The organism is Paraburkholderia sediminicola (genome assembly GCF_046026675.1).
GTDB lineage: Bacteria > Pseudomonadota > Gammaproteobacteria > Burkholderiales > Burkholderiaceae > Paraburkholderia > Paraburkholderia sediminicola_F.
The window spans coordinates 1,173,051-1,194,727 of sequence record NZ_JAQQEY010000002.1; the positions used below are offsets into that span (position 1 = coordinate 1,173,051).

Consider the following 21,677-nt stretch of genomic DNA (forward strand, 5'->3'; position numbering starts at 1 on the left):
TGCCGCTCGCCCGGCTCAGCGGTTCGAGTGCCAACTGAATGGTGCCGCCGCAGGGCAAGCCAAAGCGATGTGCCTCATCGGCTGTGATGCCGTACTTGACGACTTCCGGCCGGGTCTGATCGATGCCTCGTTGGCGCACGCGCTCGATCAGATCGTCTTCAATACAACCCCCCGATACCGATCCCACCACGAGACCGTCGTCGCGCACGGCGAGCATTGCGCCTTCCGGACGCGGCGACGAGCCCCACGTTTTCACCACGGTGACGAGCAGCGCGCTATGTCCCTGCTCGAGCCAGCGTGCACTGGACTTCAGAACTTCAAGATCCACGCTGTCCATGAATTCTCCGTTTACTTTCGGGACAATCGCTCACTTCCCGGCAGTCGTGGAAACGGTTGCTGTCTCCGCTAGATCCTGCGCTGCTTGCCAGTGCACCGGGCTATTTGACAGCGTGCCCCGTCTCACTCAGCATGAGCGAGACCAGCAGTGCGAGAGCAATGGTTCCCACCCAGAACAAGCCGGAGTCACGGAAATGCGCGACCACGTCGGTCCCCGTCAACCCGAGCGACTTGCCGATACTGAAGGCAAACACCGGTCCAAGCACTGCCGTTACGAGGAACGTGATGAAATTGATGCCACCTGTGGCGCTCCCCTTGACGTGATCGGGATTGACCTCCTTGATGATCGTATAAGGGATCATCGCCGCCCCTGATGCGATGCCCAATACCAGCAGGGTGAGCCAGGCGGGTACAAGTGCCGGCGCGAACGAAAGCTGGATGCCACACACAAGCATCAGGGCCGCGCCACCGATCAATGCCGGCTTGCGACGCTTCAGTGCGTCCGCAATCCAACCGAGAAGCGGGCAACCGATCACCCAGCCCAAGGGCACCATCGAGGCCGCCAACACGGCGCTTTGATAGCCGAACCCCCTGTCCTCCTGGAAGAGACGGACACCCCATACCATGTCGCCAATGGTCGTGGGCGCAAACAACAGCCCCGCCGCCAGACCGCACAAATACGATTGCGGATTGGAAAACACGACCTTATAGGGTGCGAGTATGCCGCTGATACCACTCGTTTCGGGAGCATGTCCCTGCTCTTTAGGCGCAAGCACCACGAGTGCCGCGCCGGTTGCGATCACCAGAGCACCTAACAGGATCCAGAATCCGCTAACCGATAACACGCTATGGATCATCGGACCCACGGTGAGTTGCCCGAGCGAGCCACCCAGCATGCCGACGCATTGCGTCACACCGATTGCGGTTGCCAGCCGCTGGGCCGAAAAGCCATGTGCGGCCAGGTAGACCGCCCCAGTAAAGGCGAACGCCGACCCCGCGCCCTGGCACAGTCTGCCGATCGTCCCCACGAGTTCACTGGGCACGGCGAACAACAGACAGCCCAGCCCCAGAATGATCATGCCGGCGGGTACGACATGTTTTGCGCCAAAGCGGTCGAGCAGCACGCCCGCGACCAGGCTAGCACCGGAGTACGTGTAGTAATAAACGCCAAGAATGGAGCTCAAACCAAGCGCGCTGACGCCGAACGCGTGCGAGAGCTCCGGAATCATCACCGCAGGTGCGGAGCGCCCGGCGTACTCCAGGAAATAAAAAATCGTGGCGCACGCCCAGGCAACCGCGAAGGCCCGGGACGTTCTCTTTGTGGCATCGAGTGACGATAGCGAAATGGACATGACAGTTCCCTCAGATCAGGAGGCCGGCGCGGCGGCAGGGATCAGCGATTGAATGCTGTTCGTGCGAGTTCCACGATTTCACTGGCCTGAGCATTCAACACGGCCTTCATCATCCAGACGCTGAATCCCTTGGCCTGTTCGACCGTGATCTTCGGTGGCATGACCAGTTCAAGCGGATCGGTGACGACGTCGATCAAAGCGGGGCCGTCGTGCGCAAACGCCTCCTTGATTGCATCGCCAAGCAGGGCCGGGTCCTCAACGCGAACGCCATGGATGCCCATCGCCTGCGCGACTTTGGCGAAGTCCGGATTGTCCAGATGCGTGCCGACCGGCAGAAACCCCCCGGCCTTCATTTCAATATCGACAAATCCGAGCAGACCATTATTGAAAACGACGATCTTGATGGGCAGTTTCGACTGGCGCAGGGTCAGCAGGTCGCCCATGAGCATCGTGAAACCACCGTCGCCCGACATCGATATCACCTGGCGATCAGGGAACGCGGTCTGCGCGCCAATCGCCTGAGGCATCGCATTGGCCATCGAACCGTGAAGGAACGAGCCAAGCAGCCTGCGCTTGCCGTTGACGCGGAGATAGCGCGCCGCCCAGACCGTAGGCTCGCCGACGTCGCAGGTCACAATCGCGTCCTCGGCGGCCGTGTCGCTGATGATCTTCGCGACAAGTTGAGGATGGATGCGACGATGCCTGGAGGTGCCGAGTGCAAGCGCATCAAGACCCGCACGCGCCTCCTTGTAGTGATCGAGCGCAACCTTCAGGTGCGAGTCATCCGTTTTCTCGTCTAGCTGCTCAAGCAACCGGGTTACGGTGTCCTTGACCTCTCCGATCACGCCAAGCTCAAGACGGCAGCGCCTGCCGAGATTTTCGCCCCGGATGTCCACCTGAGCGATTCGCGCATGCTCCGGATAGAATTGCCGGTAAGGGAAGTCGGTGCCGAGCATCAGCAGCGTGTCGCATGCGCCCATGGCATGATAGCCAGATGAGAAACCGATCAGGCCGGTCATCCCAACGTCATAGGGGTTATCCCATTCAACGTGTTCTTTGCCTCGAAGCGCATGCACAACGGGTGCCTTAAGCCTGGCGGCCAGCGCGACGACCTCGTCGTGCGCACCGGCGCAGCCCGCTCCGCAGAACAGCGTCACACGGTTGCTGTCGTTGAGCAGATCGGCCAGTGCCTGGATGTCGCCATCTTGAGCCACACACTTCGGCATGCGAGGAATCAGATTCGCTGAGGGTTGTTGTGCGCCCGCTTCGCGCAGTGCAATGTCCCCGGAAATGACGATGACCGCGACACCCCGCTTTGTCACCGCCTCACGGATCGCTGTTTCGACAATGCGCGGCACATGCGCTGCATCCGTGACCAGTTCGACATAGTGGCTGCATTCCTTGAACAGGATTTGCGGGTGGGTCTCCTGAAAATACCCCGAGCCTGTCTCGGTGCTCGGAATGTGTGCGGCGATCGCGACGACCGGCACCCGGTTGCGATGGCAGTCGAACAGCCCGTTGATCAGGTGGAGATTGCCGGGTCCGCAGCTGCCTGCGCAAACCGCCAGTTCGTCTGTGAGTTGGGCATCCGCTCCAGCGGCGAATGCCGCCACCTCTTCGTGGCGCACTGCTATCCACTCGATTTCCTCGCGCGTGCGCAGCGATTCGGTGATGCCGTTAAGAGAATCACCCACCAGTCCGTAAATTCTTCTGACGCCTGCTGCCTCGAGTGTCTCGACTAGTCGTTCAGCTACAGTAACCATGATTGAACTCCTTTTGCGGTTTCAGATGAACGCGGGTTGCGTTCAGGTTTTCTGAATTTCGATGTATTTAATTGAATATAACGAATGGCGGATGTCGAGTGAATCGTGCAGGTGTACAGGAGATATGAATGGTAGTTTGACTGCACCATACTCAAGTATGGTGCAGCTTGATCGAACTCGAAAGTGCGCTCATGCGTTCGAGCGCGACGTTAAGGTTGCGTTAAGCCGGATTCGTTCAGAATCCGTACAACGTTTCGGCGTCAAATTCGATATTGGAGGATTTTCATGCGTAGGGCTTATCAGATTGCTACTATCTTTACTTTGCTCGTTACCTCAGTCGGTGCCGCGTTGGCAGCGGCGCCGCAGCCTGGTTACGTAACGACCGTTCAACTGAACGACGGCAAGCGCGTGACATGCTCCGTCAATGAACCGGCATCAACACCATCGTCTCTAAACGACCAGCAGGCGTTGACCGCCGGCGAACGAAACGAGGCAGAAATCGTTGCTACGGCTGCGCTCCGGAGAATCCCCAGAAATCGGGGCGACGCTGACATGACGGTCGTGCAATGCTCATGAGGAGAGCGCACGGAGCGTGTCGAGGTCGTCACCGATGACCTGACCGGGAATGAGTACGCTGATCAGTGCGATAGTGATGCGGCAATGGTGTTGAGTTCGGCAGAAGAAGCTCATGCATTAACAAGCGGAACATGAGTTCTGAGTCAATCGGCGGCCGCATCATGATGCCATCAATGGACCTGGCCGAATGGCGTGCCAGCGTGACAGGCCGTCCGGGGTTTCATTGCTTCAGCGCCGCCACATAAGCGGAAACAGACGCAATCTCGTCATCGCTCAACAGCGGAACGATCAGACTCATCAACTTCCCCTTGCCCCCGCGCGTTCCGCTCTTCCATGCATGGAGTTGTGTTTCGACATACTCTTCATGCTGACCGGTGATGCGGGGAAAATCAGGCTCGATACCGCCTCCCGTTGCACGGTGACATGAAATGCACGCTGGCGCGCCGTTCGTACCGCCGTGTGTATAGACAAGCTCGCCGGCGTTGACGAGCGCTGCGTTTGAAGTCGCACCCGGCGTAGGCTTTTGCGCCGCATAGAAGGCCGCGAGTGCTTTCATATCGTCAGGCGACAGGTCTTTGACCATCGCCTGCATGATTTCGTTATGCCGTAACGGCGGCACACCCGGACCGCCCTTGAACTGCGTGAGCTGTTTGTACAGATACTCCGGATACTGGCCTGCAAGGCGCGGATAGGAACCTACCGTGCTGTTTCCGTCGACACCGTGACAGGCTGCACAGCGCTGTGTCGTCAGTTCGCCTATTCGTGCAGTCAGATCGTCGGCGCGTGCGGCTATCGCGGCGCACAGCAGGACTCCGGCAACCAGCATGGCCCGTGTTGCCGGACTCGCCAAGCGTCGCTCGAACCTGTTTCTACCCATTTACGCGTCTCCTCGCATTCTGGTTAAGGGACGCCTGCTCGAACTGCCGGTTCGCGTCCCTTACACTGCGCACCGCGAAGCGGATCTCAGCAGCCATGGCGTCTTGTTGCTACGAGCCTGATATTGACTGGAATGTGCCGACGGCAGCCAGGAGAGGAGTATTCAATTCACACGGGTCTTCTCCTCGTTACTGCGCGACTCGTCTCAAATCGAAGCGTACGTCCGTATCGTCCGAGCGCTATGACCAGAAAGCCCGCTCATTTACCACTGAGTCCGATTAATGCCGACGCGCTCGCTGTGCCCGCAAGCGTTAGATCTTTGAACTGCTCCCACTACGGAGCGAGCGCTCAGCCAAGTTGGATTGCGTACCGTTGCGGCTTTAGTGCGGGCAGCCGTCATTAATCCAATTTTCAATTTCCTGTATCTGATCATCAGGAACATAAGGACCACCTTCAGGCATTCGTGTCGCAGGACCCTTGAGACCCGTTCGAAGGACAATGACGAGATGCGCCATATCTCCCTTCCCATTTCCGATCACGTCCGGCTGAATGAGTTGATTGCCGTGCCCAACCGCTGCTAGAAGGGCGGCCTTTGTCGTCCACGAAAATAACGGACCGTGTCCTGACAGGTCGGGAGGGCCTCCGTTTGCCGGAGCATTTGCCCATGCGGAAATTGCCCCATCGAGTATTTCCTTAACTCTCAAGAACCCACGTGTGACACTACTCTGATCCATATATCCACCTTTTCGGGTTAAGACGCTTCGCGCCGGAATACTAAAAACACCTGACTCAGGTCGAGTCGCTTTGCTGTAGTAACTGCGCGGGAAAATCACCGCTAAATTGACCGGTGAGGACCTACCGCACTCCGCGTGGATTCTTCGTAGACTCCAGACCCGACACCCCCTTGTCCGCGCGGCTGCCACTGCGGGAAGCGCGCACCGCACTTCGAGCTTCCGGCGCATGATCCCTGTGACGTGTCCTTTCCGATAGGCCCTCGCCATTTCTTTGCGGACGGTCGAACTTCCGCAATGCGTATTCGCGGGTCGTTCCCAACAGGTAGTAGTCGTCTTTCTCACGACCGCGCGCCCTGATCACAAGGCACTTCGATACCAGGCCTGCTATTGCTTCGGTAACGTCTTCATTCGACACCCTATCGATCGCAGCGATAGTTTGCGCATCGCCAAGGTAAAAGTGCACTGAGATTTCCGCGAGTCTGTGCAGCACGACTCTCTCGAGTTCGCCGAGTAGTTGGTAGCTCCAGTCGAGCATGCCGAGGAGAGTCCGCTGACGTACAGGTGCGGTCCGACGGCCTCCCACAAGGGTCCGGAAAGGGTCATTCGCCACTTCACGCTCCAGGTGTCGCATGCCAAAAACTCTTGCTCTTGCTGCCGCCAGTTCGAGGGCCAACGGCAGGCCATCGAGTCGGCGACAGATCGATGCGATCATTTCGACATTCTCCGGCTCTTCGGTAAGGTCGCTCGTCCACGACTCGGCAAATGCGAGAAACGTTTCGACCGACGGGGAGGCCAGTATCTCTTTGTGAGTGGCATTGACATCTGGTGTAGCGAGTGGCGCCACCCAACACAGAGTCTCGTTGCGACTCCGGAGCGGTTCGCGACTGGTGGACAAAACCCGGAGATTTGCGCTTGCCTGAATCAATCGTTCGGTCAGCCTCGCCGCCTCTTCAAGCATGTGCTCACAATTGTCCAGTACCAAAAGTATCCGGTGATTAGCGACAGTACTGAGCAGCTTCGGCAGCATGAGCAGATCGTCGATGGGCTCGATGCCAAGTGCTTCCGCAGCGGCGTTCAGCACCTGGTCAGGGTGAAGCACGGGGGCAAGAGACACGAAACAGACGTCGACGTGACTGTCTGCGGCCATTGATCGAGCCGCTTCGATCGCGAGGTGCGTCTTACCTGCACCGCCGGGTCCGAGCAGGGTCACGACCGGCGTGTCCTGCAACTTTCTGGCGATCTCGTCGAGTTCAATTTCCCGGCCGATTAATGGCGTATAGCAAACGGGGAGTGGCTCAAACCTGGTTGACGGCAGCCTGGCGGTCATTGCTGACTTCTTGCCCCGATGAACGACAGCTTCGGTGTCCAGCGGGACTAGACGGTAACCTCGCCGCGGAACAGTCTGGATTGCACGGCCGTCCGTGCCGAGCTGTTTTCTGAGCGCGGACAAATGGACGTGGATGTTGCCTTCCTCAACGATGACGTTCGGCCACACATGCGACATTATTTTGTGTTTTGTGACGATTTTGCCTTGCGCCTGAATCAACAGTTCAAGGATATCGAATGCACGCTCGCCGATTTGAAGCCGGTGGCCATCCTGAAAGGCCTCTCGTGTTTCAAGCGAGACACTGGTACGGCCGATCGTTTCCATACAGAGCACACCTTTTGCGGGTGGAATTGTCGCGCGTTGGTGCACGAAACCCATTCCGGCATGTCGGACAGAACACTGAATCCGGGTCGCGCAACGTCAGCCGTGAGAACGACCCCGAAAAGCCCACGGTATCGCATGCACGGCCTTCGCACCAGACCTACAAACAGGTGTTTGTTTTTGCCATTCGTCTGACCCGGTTATATCCAGGTATCAAAGAGGGCAAGCGCCCGCCTGAGAACGCCCAAAGCCGTTACGCGGCACCAGGCCGGGTCAGCAGTACATCCTCCGGCACGTAAATCGGCGTGGCAAGACATTTAAGAATGTTTAAGTCCACTGTCAGGACTTTTAGCTCTTCATCCCCCTAATCTGCTGATCAGTCGTGATGCCGCGTCGGTATGAGGCCGGTGCGCCACGTCGTGTACGCGAAAAATAACTCGCCAATGTCGTCGTAAACGATAAGGAAATCAAAATGACCACTGGAACCGATAAAGAAATCCCTTCCGCGTCACGTCGCAACATGTTGATGGCAGGAGCCGGCGCGGTTGCGGCGGCGGTCATCCCTGCTGTTGCCAACGCCGCAGGCACTGCATCGGGCAGCAAAACCGGCAATCATCTTGCACATACAGGAGCACGATCCATGAACTTCGTTACCACCAGGGACGGCACACAGATTTTCTACAAGGATTGGGGCTCGGGCCACCCAGTCGTGTTCTCCCATGGCTGGCCGCTCGATGCCGATGCCTGGGACTCGCAAATGTTGTTTCTGGTGCAGAAGGGCTATCGCGTGATCGCTCACGATCGCCGGGGGCACGGCCGCTCGAGTCAAACCGCGCACGGCAACGACATGGACACCTACGCGGACGACCTTGCTGCCGTCATCGAGGCACTCGATCTGAAGGGCGTCACGCTCGTCGGCCACTCCACGGGTGGTGGAGAAATCTCGCACTATGTTGGCCGACATGGAACAAAACGTGTTGCCAAAATGGTCCTGATCGGTGCGGTGCCGCCTATTATGCTGAAGACCGAGGCTAATCCGACGGGGCTGCCCATGTCGGTCTTCGACGGTATTCGCGCCAATACCGCGAGCAATCGGTCGCAGTTCTTCAAAGACCTTGCGGTGCCTTTCTACGGCTATAACCGGCCCAATGCAAAAGTCCAGCAAGGTGTGATCGACGAGTTCTGGCGCGAAGGGATGATGGGGTCGGTACTCGGTCAATACGAGTGCATCAAGCAGTTCTCCGAGGTCGACTACACGCCGGATCTCAAGAAGATCGATGTTCCGACGCTGATCCTGCATGGCGATGACGATCAGATCGTGCCGTTGGATGACTCCGGGCGTAAGTCCGCGGAGATCATCAGGAACGTCACGCTCAAGGTCTATCCGGGCGCACCTCACGGCATGTGCACGACGGAAGCGGATCGCGTCAACGCCGATCTTCTTGCATTCCTCCAGTCGTAAGCTTGATGCTTGGCGAAGTCGATCAAGGCTAAGCACAGAGTGATGCTGCCGGCGTTCTGATCCGCCAGCATGGCTATATTCCCTGCTTGTTTGCAGCATCGCCTTCTGTCTGCCAACCACCGCCCAGCGCTTTGTAAAGCGCAACGAGTTCGAGTGCCGTGTCACGCTCGCTCTGCGCCAGTTTGTCGTCGGCGGCGTATAGCGAGCGTTCGGCATCGAGCACGGAGAGAAAGTCATTGAGGCCTTGGCGATAAAGACGCGTTGCGATGGTCACGGCTTCCCGGTCGGCGGTGACCTCGGCCGCAAGCCTCTCATGCCGCACTTGTGATTGCGCATAGGATACGAGCGCGGTCTCGACATCCCGCAGCGCACCGAGAACCGTTCGCTGGTACGCGGCGGCGGCCTGATCGGTTCGCGCTTCTTCAGCGCGCATTTCGAAGCGAACCTTGCCGGCATCGAAGATTAGCCAGTTGATGCTCGGTCCGATCGAGAAATAGCGGCTCGGCGCGGTCAGAAAAGTCGACGCATTCAGGCTCTCGAGACCCGCAACCCCGGTCAGCGCGAAGTGAGGATAAAGATCCGCTTGAGCGACGCCAATGCGAGCGTTTGCAGCGGCGATCCGGCGTTCGGCAGCGCGGATATCCGGGCGGCGGCGCAGAAGGTCGGAGGGCAGCCCCACCGGCACGTCCGCGATCGCCGAGGGAATCGCTTGTGGGGTATCCAGGCGCGAAATCAATTGTTCCGGCGGTTGACCGATCAGCGCACCGATTCGATAAATGGACGCGCGTTCATTCGCCTCGAATGTTGGAATGGCGGCTTCGGTATCCGAGACTTGCGCCTGTGCACGCAGCACATCGAGACGCGAGGCCAGCCCTGCATCGAATTGCGAGCGGGTCAGCGCTAGCGAATCCTGCTGGATCGACAGATTGTTGCGGGCAACGGCGAGTTGCCTCTGTACACCGCGCAATTCGATGTAGTTGCGGGCGACTTCCGCGAGCAGCGTCAGCTCGACATCCCCTCGGTCCGCCACGGTGGCCTGATACGACGCGTCAGCGGCCTCGATGCCGCGCCGCGTGCCGCCGAACACGTCGATTTCCCACGATGCGTCGAAGCCGGTCTGCCATAAATTGCCGTTGGCGCCCGGACCGAGACCGCCGGGCGGCACGCCGACCGGCACATTGGCGCTGCCATGGGTCCGATCGTATTGGGCGCCGACGTTAGCGCTCGGGTATTGATCTGCTCCTGCGATACCGCGCAAGGCCCGTGCTTCGCGTATGCGTGCTTCGGCAACAGCCAGGTCGGGCGCGGACCGCAGTGCGTCTGCGATGAGCGAGTTGAGCGTCACGTCGCCAAAGCTTTGCCACCACGCATCATTCGATGTGGGCGACGCTTGCGCGGCGCTCGCCGCCGGACCCGTATGTTCCGTAAAACTCGCCGGCATGGCCGGTTTCGGCGATACATAGTCGGGACCGACGGTGCAACCCGCGAGGAGTCCGGCCCATGCCGCGACGATAGCGGCGGTACGCCGTCGTCGGCAAGGAGGACGCTGCGCCGGCCGCGCCGCCGCTAGTTCCAGAAACCAAGCCATGCCGGGCGCTCCCTGACGAAAATTTCCGTCTCGACCGACATGCCCGGCGAGATCAATTTAAGTGCTTCCCCAGGGTTGTCGAGTTCGATTTTCACCGGCACCCGCTGCACCACCTTCACGAAATTGCCCGTTGCATTCTCCGGCGGCAGGAGCGCGAAGTGCGAGCCGGTCCCGCGTTGAATGCTGTCGACGTGACCACGAAGCCGCAGATCCGGAAATGCATCCACGAGGACAGTGACTTTCTGGCCCGGTCTGACGTGGGTCAACTGCGTCTCCTTGTAGTTCGCGGTCACATAGAGCTTGTCCGGGACGACCGACAATAGCGTCTGCCCGGGCTGAACAAAGTTGCCCTGTTCGACGCTCTTGTTCGCGACACTGCCGGACTCGATTGCGTAGATTTTCGTGTACGACAGGTTGAGCGTCGCCTGCTCCAGCATGGCGTGAGCCTGGGCAACGGCGGCCTCGGCCGTTTTGACCTGAGAGCGCGCCAGCGTCGCCTGCGCTTGAGACGCGTCGACCTTGACCTGGGCCGCCGTCACGGAAGCCCGCGTCCCGTCAGCGGCCGCCTTCCCCTCATCGACGCGCTCCGATGACACGGCGCGCACATCTGAGACGGATTGCAGCCGCGCCAGATTGGCGACGGCCAGTTTGGCATTGGCGCGGGCAACGTCGAGTTCTGCCTTTTGCTGGCCAATATTGGCGTCCGCCACCGCGATCTGATTGCGCGCCTCTTCCAGCTTGCCAACCGCCGCTGCGACATTGGCGCGCGCCTGATTCACCTGAACGACGTAGTCGCGTGGATCGAGTTCGACGAGGAGATCGCCGGCCGTCACCTTGCTGTTGTCGTTGACGTGAAGTGTCTGTACGTAAGCGGGGACCTTGGGAATGATCGAGACCAGATGCGCGTCGATATAGGCGTCGTCCGTCTGCTTCTCGTACAGGTCCGGCACCAGGAAATATGCGGCGATCGCCAGCAGCAGGATCAGAGCGAGTATGCCGAAGATCACACCGCGTCGATTGTCAGGCGGCGGGGCCGCTGGAGGTGCAATGACGGGCGGCGGCGTAGTCGCCGGTTTCTGCCCCGGTGTTACCTCGCTCATCTTTGCCTCCGGCCGTGCGAATGGATAAGGGTTGGAAGAGACACAGTTTTCATGGCCACATTGCTTATTTTTTGGACACCGGGGTCGGCGGAATGATGGGAACGAGGCACAGCGCGATCACGCCGACGACCGCCATGAAGGCGAACGCGTCCGCGTACGCGAGCGTGGCAGCCTGGTGTGCGCCTGCTTCAGCGAGAACGCGTAGCGCCGCGCGTTGGCTCTCGAACGGGGTATAGCCATCGCGCGCGACCAGCGTTGCGCTCACCGAGGAGAGCCAGTCTCGCGTCACCGGATTGTCGTGGCGAAGGTGTTCGAACAGGCGCGATGAATGCAGCGTCTCGCGGTGGCCAATAAGAATGGTCAGCAGCGCGACCCCGAGCGACGCGCCGAACTGGCGGAAGGTCATGTAAAGGGAGACACCGTCAAGCAGCTTGTTCTGCTCGATCCTCGCTACCGTGCCGCTGCCCACGGCGGGTAACAATGGCGACAGGCAGCAGGCGTAAAGAATCAACGGAGCAATGTAGTAGTAGCCGGGTGTGTCCGTCGTCAACAGGCGATTGAACATGACCATCGACGCGATCAGCATGACGAGCGCGATCACGATCGTTTTGCGTTGGCCGATTCGCGCGATAAGACCGACCATGAGCGGCCGGATGGCCGCTGCGGTCAACGCATAGACGCATATGATCTGACCGGTCTGGGTCGCGCTATGGGTATGGGTTGAAAGATTGCGCAGAAACTCGGGCAGAACGAACAGGCTGCCCGACAGGATCATGCCGGTGAAGACGCCGATCAGTGCCGACGATAACACGTAGCGGTCACGCAGCAGGCCGAGCCACAGCAGGGGCGTTCGATTCGCCGGACTCGCCTGCCAGACAACGAAAAGCAGCAGGGCCGCGCCGCCTGTAGAGGCGAGCACGCGAATATGCAGCGATCCGAACCAGTCGTCGATTTCACCGCGATTGAGGACGATCTGTAGTGAAATCAGCGCCGTCGCGAGAAGAACAATGCCGAGCCAGTCTGTGCCGACTACGCGCTCGGAGGCGGGCGGCGGCAGCGTCGGGAAGTAGCGGGCCAGCAGCCATATTGCGGCGGCTGCATAAAGCAGATTCGGCAGGAAGATCAGCCGCCAGTTGAAATGGTCCGTGATATAGCCGCTGACCAGAAGCCCTGCCGCGCTCGATAGATAGAGCAGCGTGGAAGCCTTCATTAGCGAGGAGCTGCGCTGGGGTTTGGGCATCAGCACGTAGATGCTCGCGCGCCACCATACGACCAGGCCGGCCCCGGCCAGGCCCTGGATGGCGCGCCAGATCAGCATCGAACTGAGATCGGGAGAGATCGCGCAACCCATCGAGGCGATCGCGAACACGACGATGGTAGAAATCAGGAAGCGCTTGTAGCCGTAGTGCCCGGCCATCCAGATCGAGACCGGTACGCCGAGAAACAGTGCGCAGCTATAGACGGTCAGCAGCCAGCTCGCTTCGTCCGCGGACACGCCCAACGTGCCGGTCAGGTCCACCAGCACCAGGTTCATGCTGTCGAACGTGTAGAACTCCATTCCGGTGGCGAGGCCAAGGCCCACGAGCAGCAGGCGCGTATGCGCCGGCGACATCATGAGCGCCGGCGGAGGTGGAGGCGAAGCGGGCATTCCCGTCGGCAAGGCAGTGTCACTCATGCCAGGGGTGAACCCGTATTCGGCGGGCGACGATCACGTGTCGAGCCGCAGGACGGCGTGCATCGCCTCGGCAATTCGATCCTGCGGCCGAGACCCCATAGGTGTCGGGTGAAAACGGGTCGTGAGGCATAGGAGATTCCTTCAGAATTACGTGCGTCTCGAGGCGGCGTCAGGAAATCGCACAGTTCGGATCATGGTTCCGCGATGATGCCGCATGGCAACCTTAAAAATCCTGAGCCGGTCGTGAATGCATGCTAAATGCACCGGCCGCCAAGGCATCGAAAATCACCGTCTCGCCTCATTCTTCCACGCTCACGCACATAGTGTGCGCGGCTACGTTTAAGAACGTTTAAGGAAACTCATGCGGACGTTTAGCGCACCCTTGGCCTAATCTGCTGGTAAATGGAGTTCATCATGGCATACGAACTGCTTACGCCCGACTCATGCGCCGTCCGCATCGACGTGCTTTACGCCAAGTCGATTCCCGGCGAGCATGCGCGCGACTCGAACGCGGTCCCAGACGCGCTCGGTTTCAACTGCTTCGCGTTTTGAGCGATAGAGCAACCTCGATGAACCACCTCGATTCCGAACAGGCGTCCGCACCGGTGCTGTCATGCACGGCCGACGCCGCGTTGCTGTTCCTGCGCGTCGCGGCCAGCGTGCTCGTGCTGATCGTGCACGGCTTGCCGAAGGCCATGCATTACTCAAGTCAACTGGCGGCGATCGAAGATCCGCTGCACCTCGGTAAGACGTTGTCGCTCTGCTTTGCGATCTTCGCCGAGGTTTTGTGCCCCGTGCTAATGATCGTCGGCATCGCAACGCGGCTTGCCGCGTTGCCGATCATGGTGATTACCCTGATCGCGCTCACGCTGGTGCATCCCGAGTGGACGCTCGATCAGGCGCAGTTCGCCTGGATGCTGCTGATCCTGTTCGGCACGATCGCGATCGGTGGTGCGGGACGCTACCGTGTTGCATTGTTTTCGCGAACGCCGGCTAGCCGGCGCGCATGAGCCGATTCAGGAACGGTTCTGGTCTACCGCACCGAGCCTGTTCCATGAAGCCAATCCGTGCAAACCCGCCTGACATTGTCGCCGGCGTCCCGATCCCGCACGATCAATCAAAATTCTGCTTTGTTCGCGGGTTCGAACTGCCGCAATCTTCCTCCGAACCGAATATCGAGATAGACTTCCTCACCAAGCTTTTCGGGTTCTGGTTGCCCAAGCGTCCGTCCTGACCTGGCAACCCATAGAGCAGACGATTGTGACATACGCAAGGCTGTCGCTCAGTCAATTCACTCTTCCGGATTCGCAAGCTCGCGATGATACAAGTCGGACAACATCATATTTTGCTCGAGCATCGGGAAATACACTCGCATGGCGAATCAGTACGTCTTGGCAGCCGCGCCTTCGACATCCTTGAATTGCTGATTGCCGCGGAAGGGGCGCTGGTCTCCAAGGACGAGATCATGCGGCACGTCTGGCCCGACACGATCGTAGAGGAAAACAACCTTCAGGTGCACATTGCGGCGATACGCAAGGCGCTCGGCGCGGATCGCGACCGCGTCGTGACGGTGCCGGGCCGCGGCTACCGTATGGCCGGCGTGAAGAAAGGGTTAGGCGCTGCGATAGCAGGTGTGGGCGAGGGCACCCTCGCGACACACAGGTCAAATGCGCACAATCTTCCTCTTCATGTGTCTGCGCTGGTGGGGCGGCAGTGCGCCGTCGCCGACGTACTGGCTGCCATCGAATCCACGCAAATCGTGACGCTCGTCGGCTCGGGCGGCATCGGCAAGACGCGCCTCGCTATCGAAGCGGCGAGACAGATGCTGCCGTGCTTTCCCGACGGTGTGGCGTTCGTGTCGCTTGCGCCGATATCGGACTCGCGTTTTGCGCTGGATGCACTCGCGATGGCGCTCGGCATGAAGATTTCGTCGTATGGACTTTCGCTTGCGCAGATCGCGCATGAGATGAGGGACAAGCGCCGGTTGATTGTGCTGGACAATTGCGAGCACGTGATCGATGCGGCTGCCGCGATGGCGGAGGCGCTGGCGGCAGCCGGCGAGGGCATGCGGGTGTTGGCGACGAGTCGCGAAGCGCTGCGCTCGCGTGACGAAATCGTCTATCCGGTTCTGTCGCTCGACGTGCCCGGCCCTGGAAACCCAAGCGATGACGTGTTGCAGGCGAGTGCGGTCCAATTGTTTCTCGCTCGCGCCCGTGCCGCCGATCCACAATTTTCATCCGACGAGCGCAGCGTCTTTCTGACCGGCGAGATCTGCCGGCATCTGGACGGCATTCCACTCGCAATCGAACTAGCCGCCGCGCGTGCCGCTGTCCTCGGTCTTGAGGTGCTGGCGGCGCGGCTCGATGACTGCTTGCGGATGCTGTCGGGCGGTTACCGGACGGCGTTGCCGCGCCATCAGACGTTGAAGGCGACACTCGACTGGAGCTACCGTCTCCTCGACAACAACGAACGCACCATCTTGCGCTGGCTCGGCATGTTCATCGACGCGTTCACGTTCGATTCGGCCTGCTACGTCGGCGCGCAACTCGGCCTCACGCACGTGGAAGTGGTGAATGCGCTGGGTGGCCTCGTGTCGAAGTCGCTGGTGATTCGCGTCGACGGCAGCGCCTCACCGAGGTATCGTCTGCTGGAAACGACACGTGCCTATGCGCTGCAGCGACTCGACGACAACGGCGAGCGTAGCGCCGCCACAGTGGTCCACGCCAAGTTGTTCTGTGAGCGCTTCAAACGCGCGCCGCACGATCTGGCGGTGACGTCGCTGCAAGACGATCTGGCGGATTTCACGCGTGAGATCGGCAATGTGCGAGCTGCGCTCGACTGGGCTTTTTCGGCAACGGGCGATCGTTTGGTCGGCGTCGAGCTTGCCTCGGTCGTCGTACCGTATCTGTTCGATCTTTCACTAGTCGACGAATGCCATAGCCGCGCGCGCGTCGCGCTCGATGCCGCGCGTGATGCAAACGCTTCAAACTTCCCGGCTGAAGCGCGCTTGAGGCTGACGACGAGCTGGGCGGCTGCGCTTGTCTATACGCAGGGTCCGACTACGCAGACGCTGGAGGCATGGTCCGAAGTGTTGGCGCTTGCCGTTGCAGTGGGCCATGCCGGCTTCGAATCGCGCGCGTTGTGCGGGCTACGGCACTCGTATCAGGCGGGCGGCGAGGCGCGTCGGGCGCTGGTCGTGGCGCGGCGCTTCGAAGTGCTGGCCGGTCAGTCCACAGACGCGACGCACAGTCTGATCGGCCGCCGCATGGAAGGCGCCGCGCTGCATTACGTCGGCGAGCAGCGCATGGCTCGCCAGAGACTCGAAGAGATGTTGAGTGCCTGGGTACCCGCGGCTCATCGGTGGAACACGATCGGCTTCAGGTTCAACCAGGCGATCGTCGCGCGGGCGCTGCTCGCGCGCGTGACGTGGGCGCTGGGGGACACGGCAGGGGCGATGAGGCTTGCGGCGGAGGCGCTGAAGGAAGCCGTTCAACACGATTTCGAGCTCGTGACCTGTTACGTGCTCGGCGACGTTTTTGTGCCGCTTGCGCTGCTCGCGGGCGATCGCGCGGCGGCGGAACGCGGACTTACGATGCTGAAGGGCATTGCATCGCGCGTGTCGCTGTCGATCTGGCACACCTGCTGTGCGTGCTATGACGAGTATCTGTTTTCGCTGTCCGGCGAGTATCCGCACAGGCTAGCGCAATTTCGCAGCGCGCTGGACGAACTTCGTGACATCGACTTTCTGGCGCAACTGACGATGTTGCTATGTCAGTTCGCACGTACACTGATGCGCGCGGAGCAGTACACAGAAGCGTTGACCGCAATCGACGAAGCCTTGCAGCATTGCGAAGAGACGGGGGAGCAGTGGTACTACGCCGAGCTGTGCCGTGCGAAGGGAGATGTGATGCGCGCGTTGCAACGGGACGCGGATGCCGCAGCGTGGTTCACGACCGCGTTGGAGTCCGCACGCCGGCAGAGCGCGGCTGTTCTCGCGGTGCGCGCAGCGAGTAGTCTTGCGCGGCTCTGGATCGAGCAGGGTCGCCTGGGCGAGGCGCGCACCTTGCTATCGCGAGCGCTGGCTCGCCTGAGCAATTACCCGGCCGATCCGGATGTCCGGGATGGCCGGGCCTTGCTGGCCGAGCTGGAGATAAAAATCGCCGCCGTCGACAACAAGGATTTCCGGCCGGCCTGTATCGGCTCCTGACACGTACCGGCCGCCGTCATATGTACTGATGGCTGACGAAACGTTCCACGAGATCGGGTACATCGAGACGATCGATCCACCAGCGCATCGCCTTTCCGGTTTCGTCTTCGCGCCAGGCCATATAAAAGTGGGTCACGTCCCGCATGCCGAAGACCTGTTTGGCGACGAGTTCGCCGCGGGCGATAGGCGCGGTCGCGAGGCACTCGGGAATGGTGCCGACAGCGAGCCCTTCGAGTTGCGCGGCGAGTTTGCCGGCGAGCGTGGGTAGCGTCAGGCAATTCTGCGTAGCGGCGGCGCCGACGGTGCGCGGCACCAATTCGCGCGAGGTATCGCCGATGACCGCGCCGCGATGGCGTGCGACTGTTTCCATGCTCAGCGGCTCAGGAAACTCCGCGAGCGGATGAGTGGGCGCTACCACGAAAATATGGCGCATCGAACCGATCGGGCGGGTGACGAGATGGGGTAGGTTCGGCGGATCGCCTGCGGCGCCGACCACGAGGTCGGCACGCCGCGTGATCAATGCGTCCCACGTGCCGCCCAACACTTCCCGGGACAGGCGCAGGCGAGTCTCCATGTTCATGTCGTAAAACGCATGGACGTGCGGCCAGATTGCGTCGAAAGGCAGGATCTCGTCGATACAGATGCGCAGGTCCGCTTCCCAGCCGTGTTGCACGCGTTTTGCCTTGAGCTCGAGTTCTTCGGCGCCTTGCAGCAGACGCCTGCCTTCCTCGACCACCACTCGTCCCGCGTGTGTGAATTTCGCCCTCCGGCCGCTTCGGTCGAACAGAGTGACTTCGAGGTCGCTTTCGAGTTTCTGTACCAGATAGCTCAGCGACGACGGCACACGATGCAGAAGTTCAGCCGCCTCCGCGAACGTGCCGGTGCGATCGATTGCATCGAGTGCTTCCAATACCTCAAATGACAGCTTCATCAAAGATTCCTGCGGTAGTTGCCAGATTGCGCCTGTCCTGGCGCGTGGTCCGATAGCGCGATTGTCGCACTGAGTGGAGGGTGATGGCGGGGCACATGCGCCCTCCAGGAGTCTTTAGTAAAAAGATAGCGCGCATTCACAAGACGAGATCGCGCCCGGCAAAATACTGACTATTGCAATCGGTTGTGCGATCCGCGTATTTTTGCGTCGCCTGTCTACCCGAGTAATCAGGGTTAACTATGGCATCTATAGGCTTTGACATCAGCGTTTTTGCAATTTATTATGCAAACGATTGCACTGATGGAGAAGCCCTGTGGAAGATTCAAACCATCTGAAGAACATCGTCGATGACGCCGCTTCGATCACCGCGGTTGTCAAGGCGGCAATGAGCCGGACTGACAATCCTCGGCTCAAGGAGCTCCTCGACGCGCTAGTGGAGCATGGCCACGCGTTCCTGAAGCAGGTGAAGCTGACTGACGAGGAATTCGAGAAGGGCCTTGATTTCGTGAGGGCGGTCGGTCTGGCTTGCAACGACAAGCACAATGAGGTCGTTCTGCTCGCCGACGTGCTGGGTTTCTCGACCCTGGTTACGTTGCTGAACAACTCGGACGCAAGCGGTCGCACGCCGGGCGCCCTGTTGGGACCGTTCTACCGGGGTGACTCGCCGCAGTATGCGAATGGCGAATGCATCGCATGCGAGAACTCACCCGGCTCCCCGCTCTTTGTGAACGGACGCGTGCTCAACACCAGGGGCGAGCCTGTTGCCAACGCCAAAGTCGACGTCTGGCAGGCCTCGCCAGTCGGCTTGTACGAAAACCAGGACTCGAGCCAGCCCGACAAGAACCTGCGCGGTCACTTCTACACTGACAGCCAGGGGCGGTTTACCTGCAAGAGCGTGCGTCCTTCCGGCTACCCTGTGCCCACTGACGGGCCGGTAGGTGTGCTGCTTGAAAAGCAGAATCGCCACCCATTCCGGCCCGCGCATCTGCACTTCGTGATCATCGCGGAGGGCTATGCAACCCTGGTTTCACAAGTGTTCGCCGACGACTCGGAGCACCTGAATTCCGACGTCGTGTTCGGTGTCAACCGCCGTCTCGTCGGCACGTTCCAGCGCCACGATTTCGGCACGGGTCCGAGGCAGGACGTAGACAGGCTGTACTACACACTCGACTACGACTTCGTTCTGGCCGAAGGAACGCCTACCTACCCGACCCCCCCCATCAAGTAAAGCAGAGGTCTCACGTGTCAAACACACTTTCAGGGAAGGTTGCGGTCATCCTGGGCGGAACCGGAGGTATCGGCGCTGCTGCAGCCCATCGTCTTGGGCAAGCTGGCGCACGTGTCGTAGTGGTGGGTCAGAACGACCTGGCCCGAGCGCAGCGCGTGGTCGACGATCTGCCGGGCGAGGGCCACACCGCGGCGCTTGCATCCATTACCGCGAGCGAGAGTCTGAACGCGCTGGCCGGGCTGGTGCGCGAGCGCTATGGCCGCGCGGATATTCTTGTGAACACGGCCGGCTTCACGCAGCCCGTCAAGCATTCCGACCTGAATGCGCTCACCGACGAATTGATCGATGAGATTCTGAAGGTCAACTGGCGCGGGCAATTCGCGGCCATCCGCGCTTTCCGCGAGTTGCTCGATGCTTCTGGGGACGGCCTGGTTGTCAACGTTTCATCAATTTCCGGCACGACGGGCGTTGGCAGCAACATCGCCTACTGCGCGGCCAAAGCCGGGCTTGACGTGATGGCGGCGTCGCTTGGCCGTGCGCTTGCACCTCGCATTCGCGTCCTGAACGTGTCCCCGGGGGTGGTCGACACGTCGTTCGTTCCCGGCCGTGGCGTTGACTTCAACGACAAGGTCGCGGCCACCACGCCGCTAGGCCGCATCGGGACGCCGGACGATATCGCCGCGGCCGTCGAGGCCTGCGCCACTCATCTGAAATTCAGCACCGGGGTGACCATCGTCGTGGACGGTGGCCGTCGCCTGAACTAGTTGCAGCGAGGCATAACATGCATTCCCGCAAGACCATCATCACCTGCGCTGTAACAGGCAATATCACCAGACCGGAGCAACATCCAGGTTTGCCGATCACCCCCGCGCAGATCGCGACCGCCTCGCTCGAAGCGGCATCCGCCGGCGCGGCCGCCGTTCACATCCATGTGCGTGATCCGGAGACGGGGCGGCCCTCGATGGACGTGGTGCTTTACCGGGAAGTCATCGAGCGCATCCGTGCGGTGAATGTCGACCTCATCATCAATCTCACGACTGGCCCGGGCGGCCGTTTTATCCCGAGCGACGACAACCCTCGAGTCGCGGCGCCAGGCACCACGTTGCTACCGCCGGAAAGGCGCGTCGAGCATATTCTCGAACTCAAGCCGGACATCTGCAGCCTCGACCTGAATACGATGAACTCCGGCGGCGACGTTGTCATCAATACACCTAAGAATGTCACGCGCATGGCCAACGTCATCCGCGAGGCGGGTGTCAAACCTGAGCTTGAGATCTTCGACTCCGGCGATTTGCACCTTGCGTTGGACCTGATCAAGGAGGGCGTTCTTGACGGGCCGGGGCTTTGGACCCTGGTGATGGGCGTCAAATATGGCTTCTCGGCCAGTCCGGAAACGCTTCTCTACGCGCGTAACCTGCTACCCCGTCAGGCCGTCTGGTCGGCCTTCGGTGTTGGCCGTTTCGAATTTCCGATCGTCGCCCAATCATGGTTGGCGGGTGGCCATGTCCGGGTCGGACTTGAAGACAACATTTACATTGCCAAAGGCGTGCTCGCCGAGAGCAATGCGGCGCTGGTCACGCGCGCACGCGACATCGTGCATTCGCTGGGCGGCGAACTGGCGACCAGCCAGGAGGCGCGCGAGCTTTTAGGGCTGAGGCGATGAGCGCGCTTCACGACGCGTCGGTATTCGGTACGCCAAACGTGGATCCGAGCGTCTACATCGGACAGGGCACGACGCTTGTCGGCGACGTGACCATCGGCCGTCAGTCGTCCGTTTGGTACAACTGCGTGCTGCGCGGCGACGTCCAGAAAATTGCGATCGGCATGCGCACGAACATCCAGGACGGCACGGTCATCCACGGCACGACCAACGGTCTGCCCGTCATCATCGGGGATGACGTGACCGTTGGCCATGGCGCGATTCTGCACGCTTGCACTATAGAAAACACGGGGTTTGTCGGGTTCGGTGCACGCGTACTCGATGGGGCCGTCGTCAGGTCAGGCGGCATGCTGGCCGCAGGGGCGGTCCTCACGCCGCGCAAGGTGGTGGGCGCGGGTGAGTTGTGGGCGGGAAATCCGGCGCGCCTGTTGCGCACGCTGAATGACGAAGAATTCGAAGGAATGGCGGCGTCCGCTGTCCGCTACGTGGCGCTTTCCGAGCGTTACAGAACCGCCCGACCTGTCATCTTGACCTTTTAGGA

General features: G+C 60.5%; 17 protein-coding genes and 1 pseudogene. 9 read left to right on the forward strand and 9 right to left on the reverse strand.

Translation table 11 applies throughout. From position 1 onward, the window contains the following. Position 1: 1 nt before the first annotated feature. From PQQ86_RS25155 to PQQ86_RS25175, 5 genes and pseudogenes are all read right to left on the reverse strand, one after another. Positions 2 to 337 (reverse strand): annotated as a pseudogene (locus PQQ86_RS25155) (XdhC family protein); the annotation flags it as partial. Positions 338 to 437: 100 nt separating this feature from the next. Further along, positions 438 to 1,688 (reverse strand): MFS transporter, encoded by a 1,251-nt coding sequence (locus PQQ86_RS25160; RefSeq protein WP_408273108.1) that lies wholly within the window; start codon positions 1,686 to 1,688, stop codon positions 438 to 440. Between the two features lie 41 nt (positions 1,689 to 1,729). Further along, the gene (gene poxB, locus PQQ86_RS25165; protein ID WP_408273109.1) at positions 1,730 to 3,451 is read right to left on the reverse strand and encodes a ubiquinone-dependent pyruvate dehydrogenase; all 1,722 of its coding nucleotides are present in this window, start codon (positions 3,449 to 3,451) and stop codon (positions 1,730 to 1,732) included. 796 nt (positions 3,452 to 4,247) lie between these two features. Next, a complete protein-coding gene (locus PQQ86_RS25170; RefSeq protein WP_408273112.1) occupies positions 4,248 to 4,904 on the reverse strand; it encodes a c-type cytochrome in 657 nt (218 codons plus the stop codon). Between the two features lie 854 nt (positions 4,905 to 5,758). Next, positions 5,759 to 7,288, reverse strand: a complete 1,530-nt coding sequence (locus PQQ86_RS25175; protein WP_408273114.1) for an ATP-binding protein — start codon at positions 7,286 to 7,288, stop codon at positions 5,759 to 5,761. 637 nt (positions 7,289 to 7,925) lie between these two features. On the opposite strand from PQQ86_RS25175, the gene PQQ86_RS25180 reads away from it, so the two are divergent. Next, positions 7,926 to 8,747, forward strand: coding sequence for an alpha/beta fold hydrolase (locus tag PQQ86_RS25180; RefSeq protein ID WP_408273117.1), 822 nt, complete (start codon positions 7,926 to 7,928; stop codon positions 8,745 to 8,747). A 73-nt stretch (positions 8,748 to 8,820) separates the two neighbouring features. Here PQQ86_RS25180 and PQQ86_RS25185 read toward each other — a convergent pair whose 3' ends face one another. The 3 genes from PQQ86_RS25185 to PQQ86_RS25195 form a co-directional block, all read right to left on the reverse strand. Beyond that, entirely contained in the window at positions 8,821 to 10,335 is a 1,515-nt protein-coding gene (locus PQQ86_RS25185; protein WP_408273119.1) for an efflux transporter outer membrane subunit, read from the reverse strand. Next, a complete protein-coding gene (locus tag PQQ86_RS25190; RefSeq protein ID WP_408273122.1) occupies positions 10,314 to 11,435 on the reverse strand; it encodes an HlyD family secretion protein in 1,122 nt (373 codons plus the stop codon). The genes PQQ86_RS25185 and PQQ86_RS25190 overlap by 22 nt, the downstream gene beginning before the upstream one ends. A gap of 64 nt (positions 11,436 to 11,499) precedes the next feature. Continuing rightward, the gene (locus tag PQQ86_RS25195; RefSeq protein WP_408273125.1) at positions 11,500 to 13,083 is read right to left on the reverse strand and encodes an MFS transporter; all 1,584 of its coding nucleotides are present in this window, start codon (positions 13,081 to 13,083) and stop codon (positions 11,500 to 11,502) included. 441 nt (positions 13,084 to 13,524) lie between these two features. Here PQQ86_RS25195 and PQQ86_RS25200 point away from each other — a divergent pair, with 441 nt between their 5' ends. The 4 genes from PQQ86_RS25200 to PQQ86_RS25215 all read left to right on the forward strand — a co-directional run bounded on the left by PQQ86_RS25200 (position 13,525) and on the right by PQQ86_RS25215 (position 17,317). Next, complete coding sequence (locus tag PQQ86_RS25200; protein ID WP_408233700.1) at positions 13,525 to 13,662, forward strand: hypothetical protein; 138 nt, start codon at positions 13,525 to 13,527, stop codon at positions 13,660 to 13,662. Between the two features lie 17 nt (positions 13,663 to 13,679). After that, complete coding sequence (locus tag PQQ86_RS25205; RefSeq protein ID WP_408273128.1) at positions 13,680 to 14,120, forward strand: DoxX family protein; 441 nt, start codon at positions 13,680 to 13,682, stop codon at positions 14,118 to 14,120. A gap of 44 nt (positions 14,121 to 14,164) precedes the next feature. Then, positions 14,165 to 14,344 carry a hypothetical protein gene (locus PQQ86_RS25210; RefSeq protein WP_408273130.1) on the forward strand — a complete coding sequence of 60 codons (180 nt, stop codon included), beginning with the start codon at positions 14,165 to 14,167 and terminating at the stop codon, positions 14,342 to 14,344. A gap of 84 nt (positions 14,345 to 14,428) precedes the next feature. Further along, a complete protein-coding gene (locus PQQ86_RS25215) occupies positions 14,429 to 17,317 on the forward strand; it encodes an ATP-binding protein (protein ID WP_408273133.1) in 2,889 nt (962 codons plus the stop codon). Between the two features lie 16 nt (positions 17,318 to 17,333). Here the strand turns inward: PQQ86_RS25215 and PQQ86_RS25220 are convergent, their stop codons facing one another. Continuing rightward, a complete protein-coding gene (locus PQQ86_RS25220) occupies positions 17,334 to 18,248 on the reverse strand; it encodes a LysR family transcriptional regulator (protein ID WP_408233691.1) in 915 nt (304 codons plus the stop codon). A 385-nt stretch (positions 18,249 to 18,633) separates the two neighbouring features. Here PQQ86_RS25220 and PQQ86_RS25225 point away from each other — a divergent pair, with 385 nt between their 5' ends. The 4 genes from PQQ86_RS25225 to PQQ86_RS25240 are packed head-to-tail and all read left to right on the forward strand — an operon-like array spanning position 18,634 to position 21,675. Next, a complete protein-coding gene (locus PQQ86_RS25225) occupies positions 18,634 to 19,476 on the forward strand; it encodes a dioxygenase family protein (protein ID WP_408279357.1) in 843 nt (280 codons plus the stop codon). Between the two features lie 14 nt (positions 19,477 to 19,490). After that, a complete protein-coding gene (locus tag PQQ86_RS25230; RefSeq protein WP_408273136.1) occupies positions 19,491 to 20,240 on the forward strand; it encodes an SDR family NAD(P)-dependent oxidoreductase in 750 nt (249 codons plus the stop codon). Positions 20,241 to 20,257: 17 nt separating this feature from the next. Then, positions 20,258 to 21,139 carry a beta-keto acid cleavage family enzyme gene (locus tag PQQ86_RS25235; protein ID WP_408273138.1) on the forward strand — a complete coding sequence of 294 codons (882 nt, stop codon included), beginning with the start codon at positions 20,258 to 20,260 and terminating at the stop codon, positions 21,137 to 21,139. Continuing rightward, positions 21,136 to 21,675, forward strand: a complete 540-nt coding sequence (locus PQQ86_RS25240) for a gamma carbonic anhydrase family protein (RefSeq protein WP_408233683.1) — start codon at positions 21,136 to 21,138, stop codon at positions 21,673 to 21,675. Before PQQ86_RS25235 ends, PQQ86_RS25240 begins: the two co-directional genes overlap by 4 nt. The last annotated feature ends 2 nt before the right edge of the window (positions 21,676 to 21,677 follow it).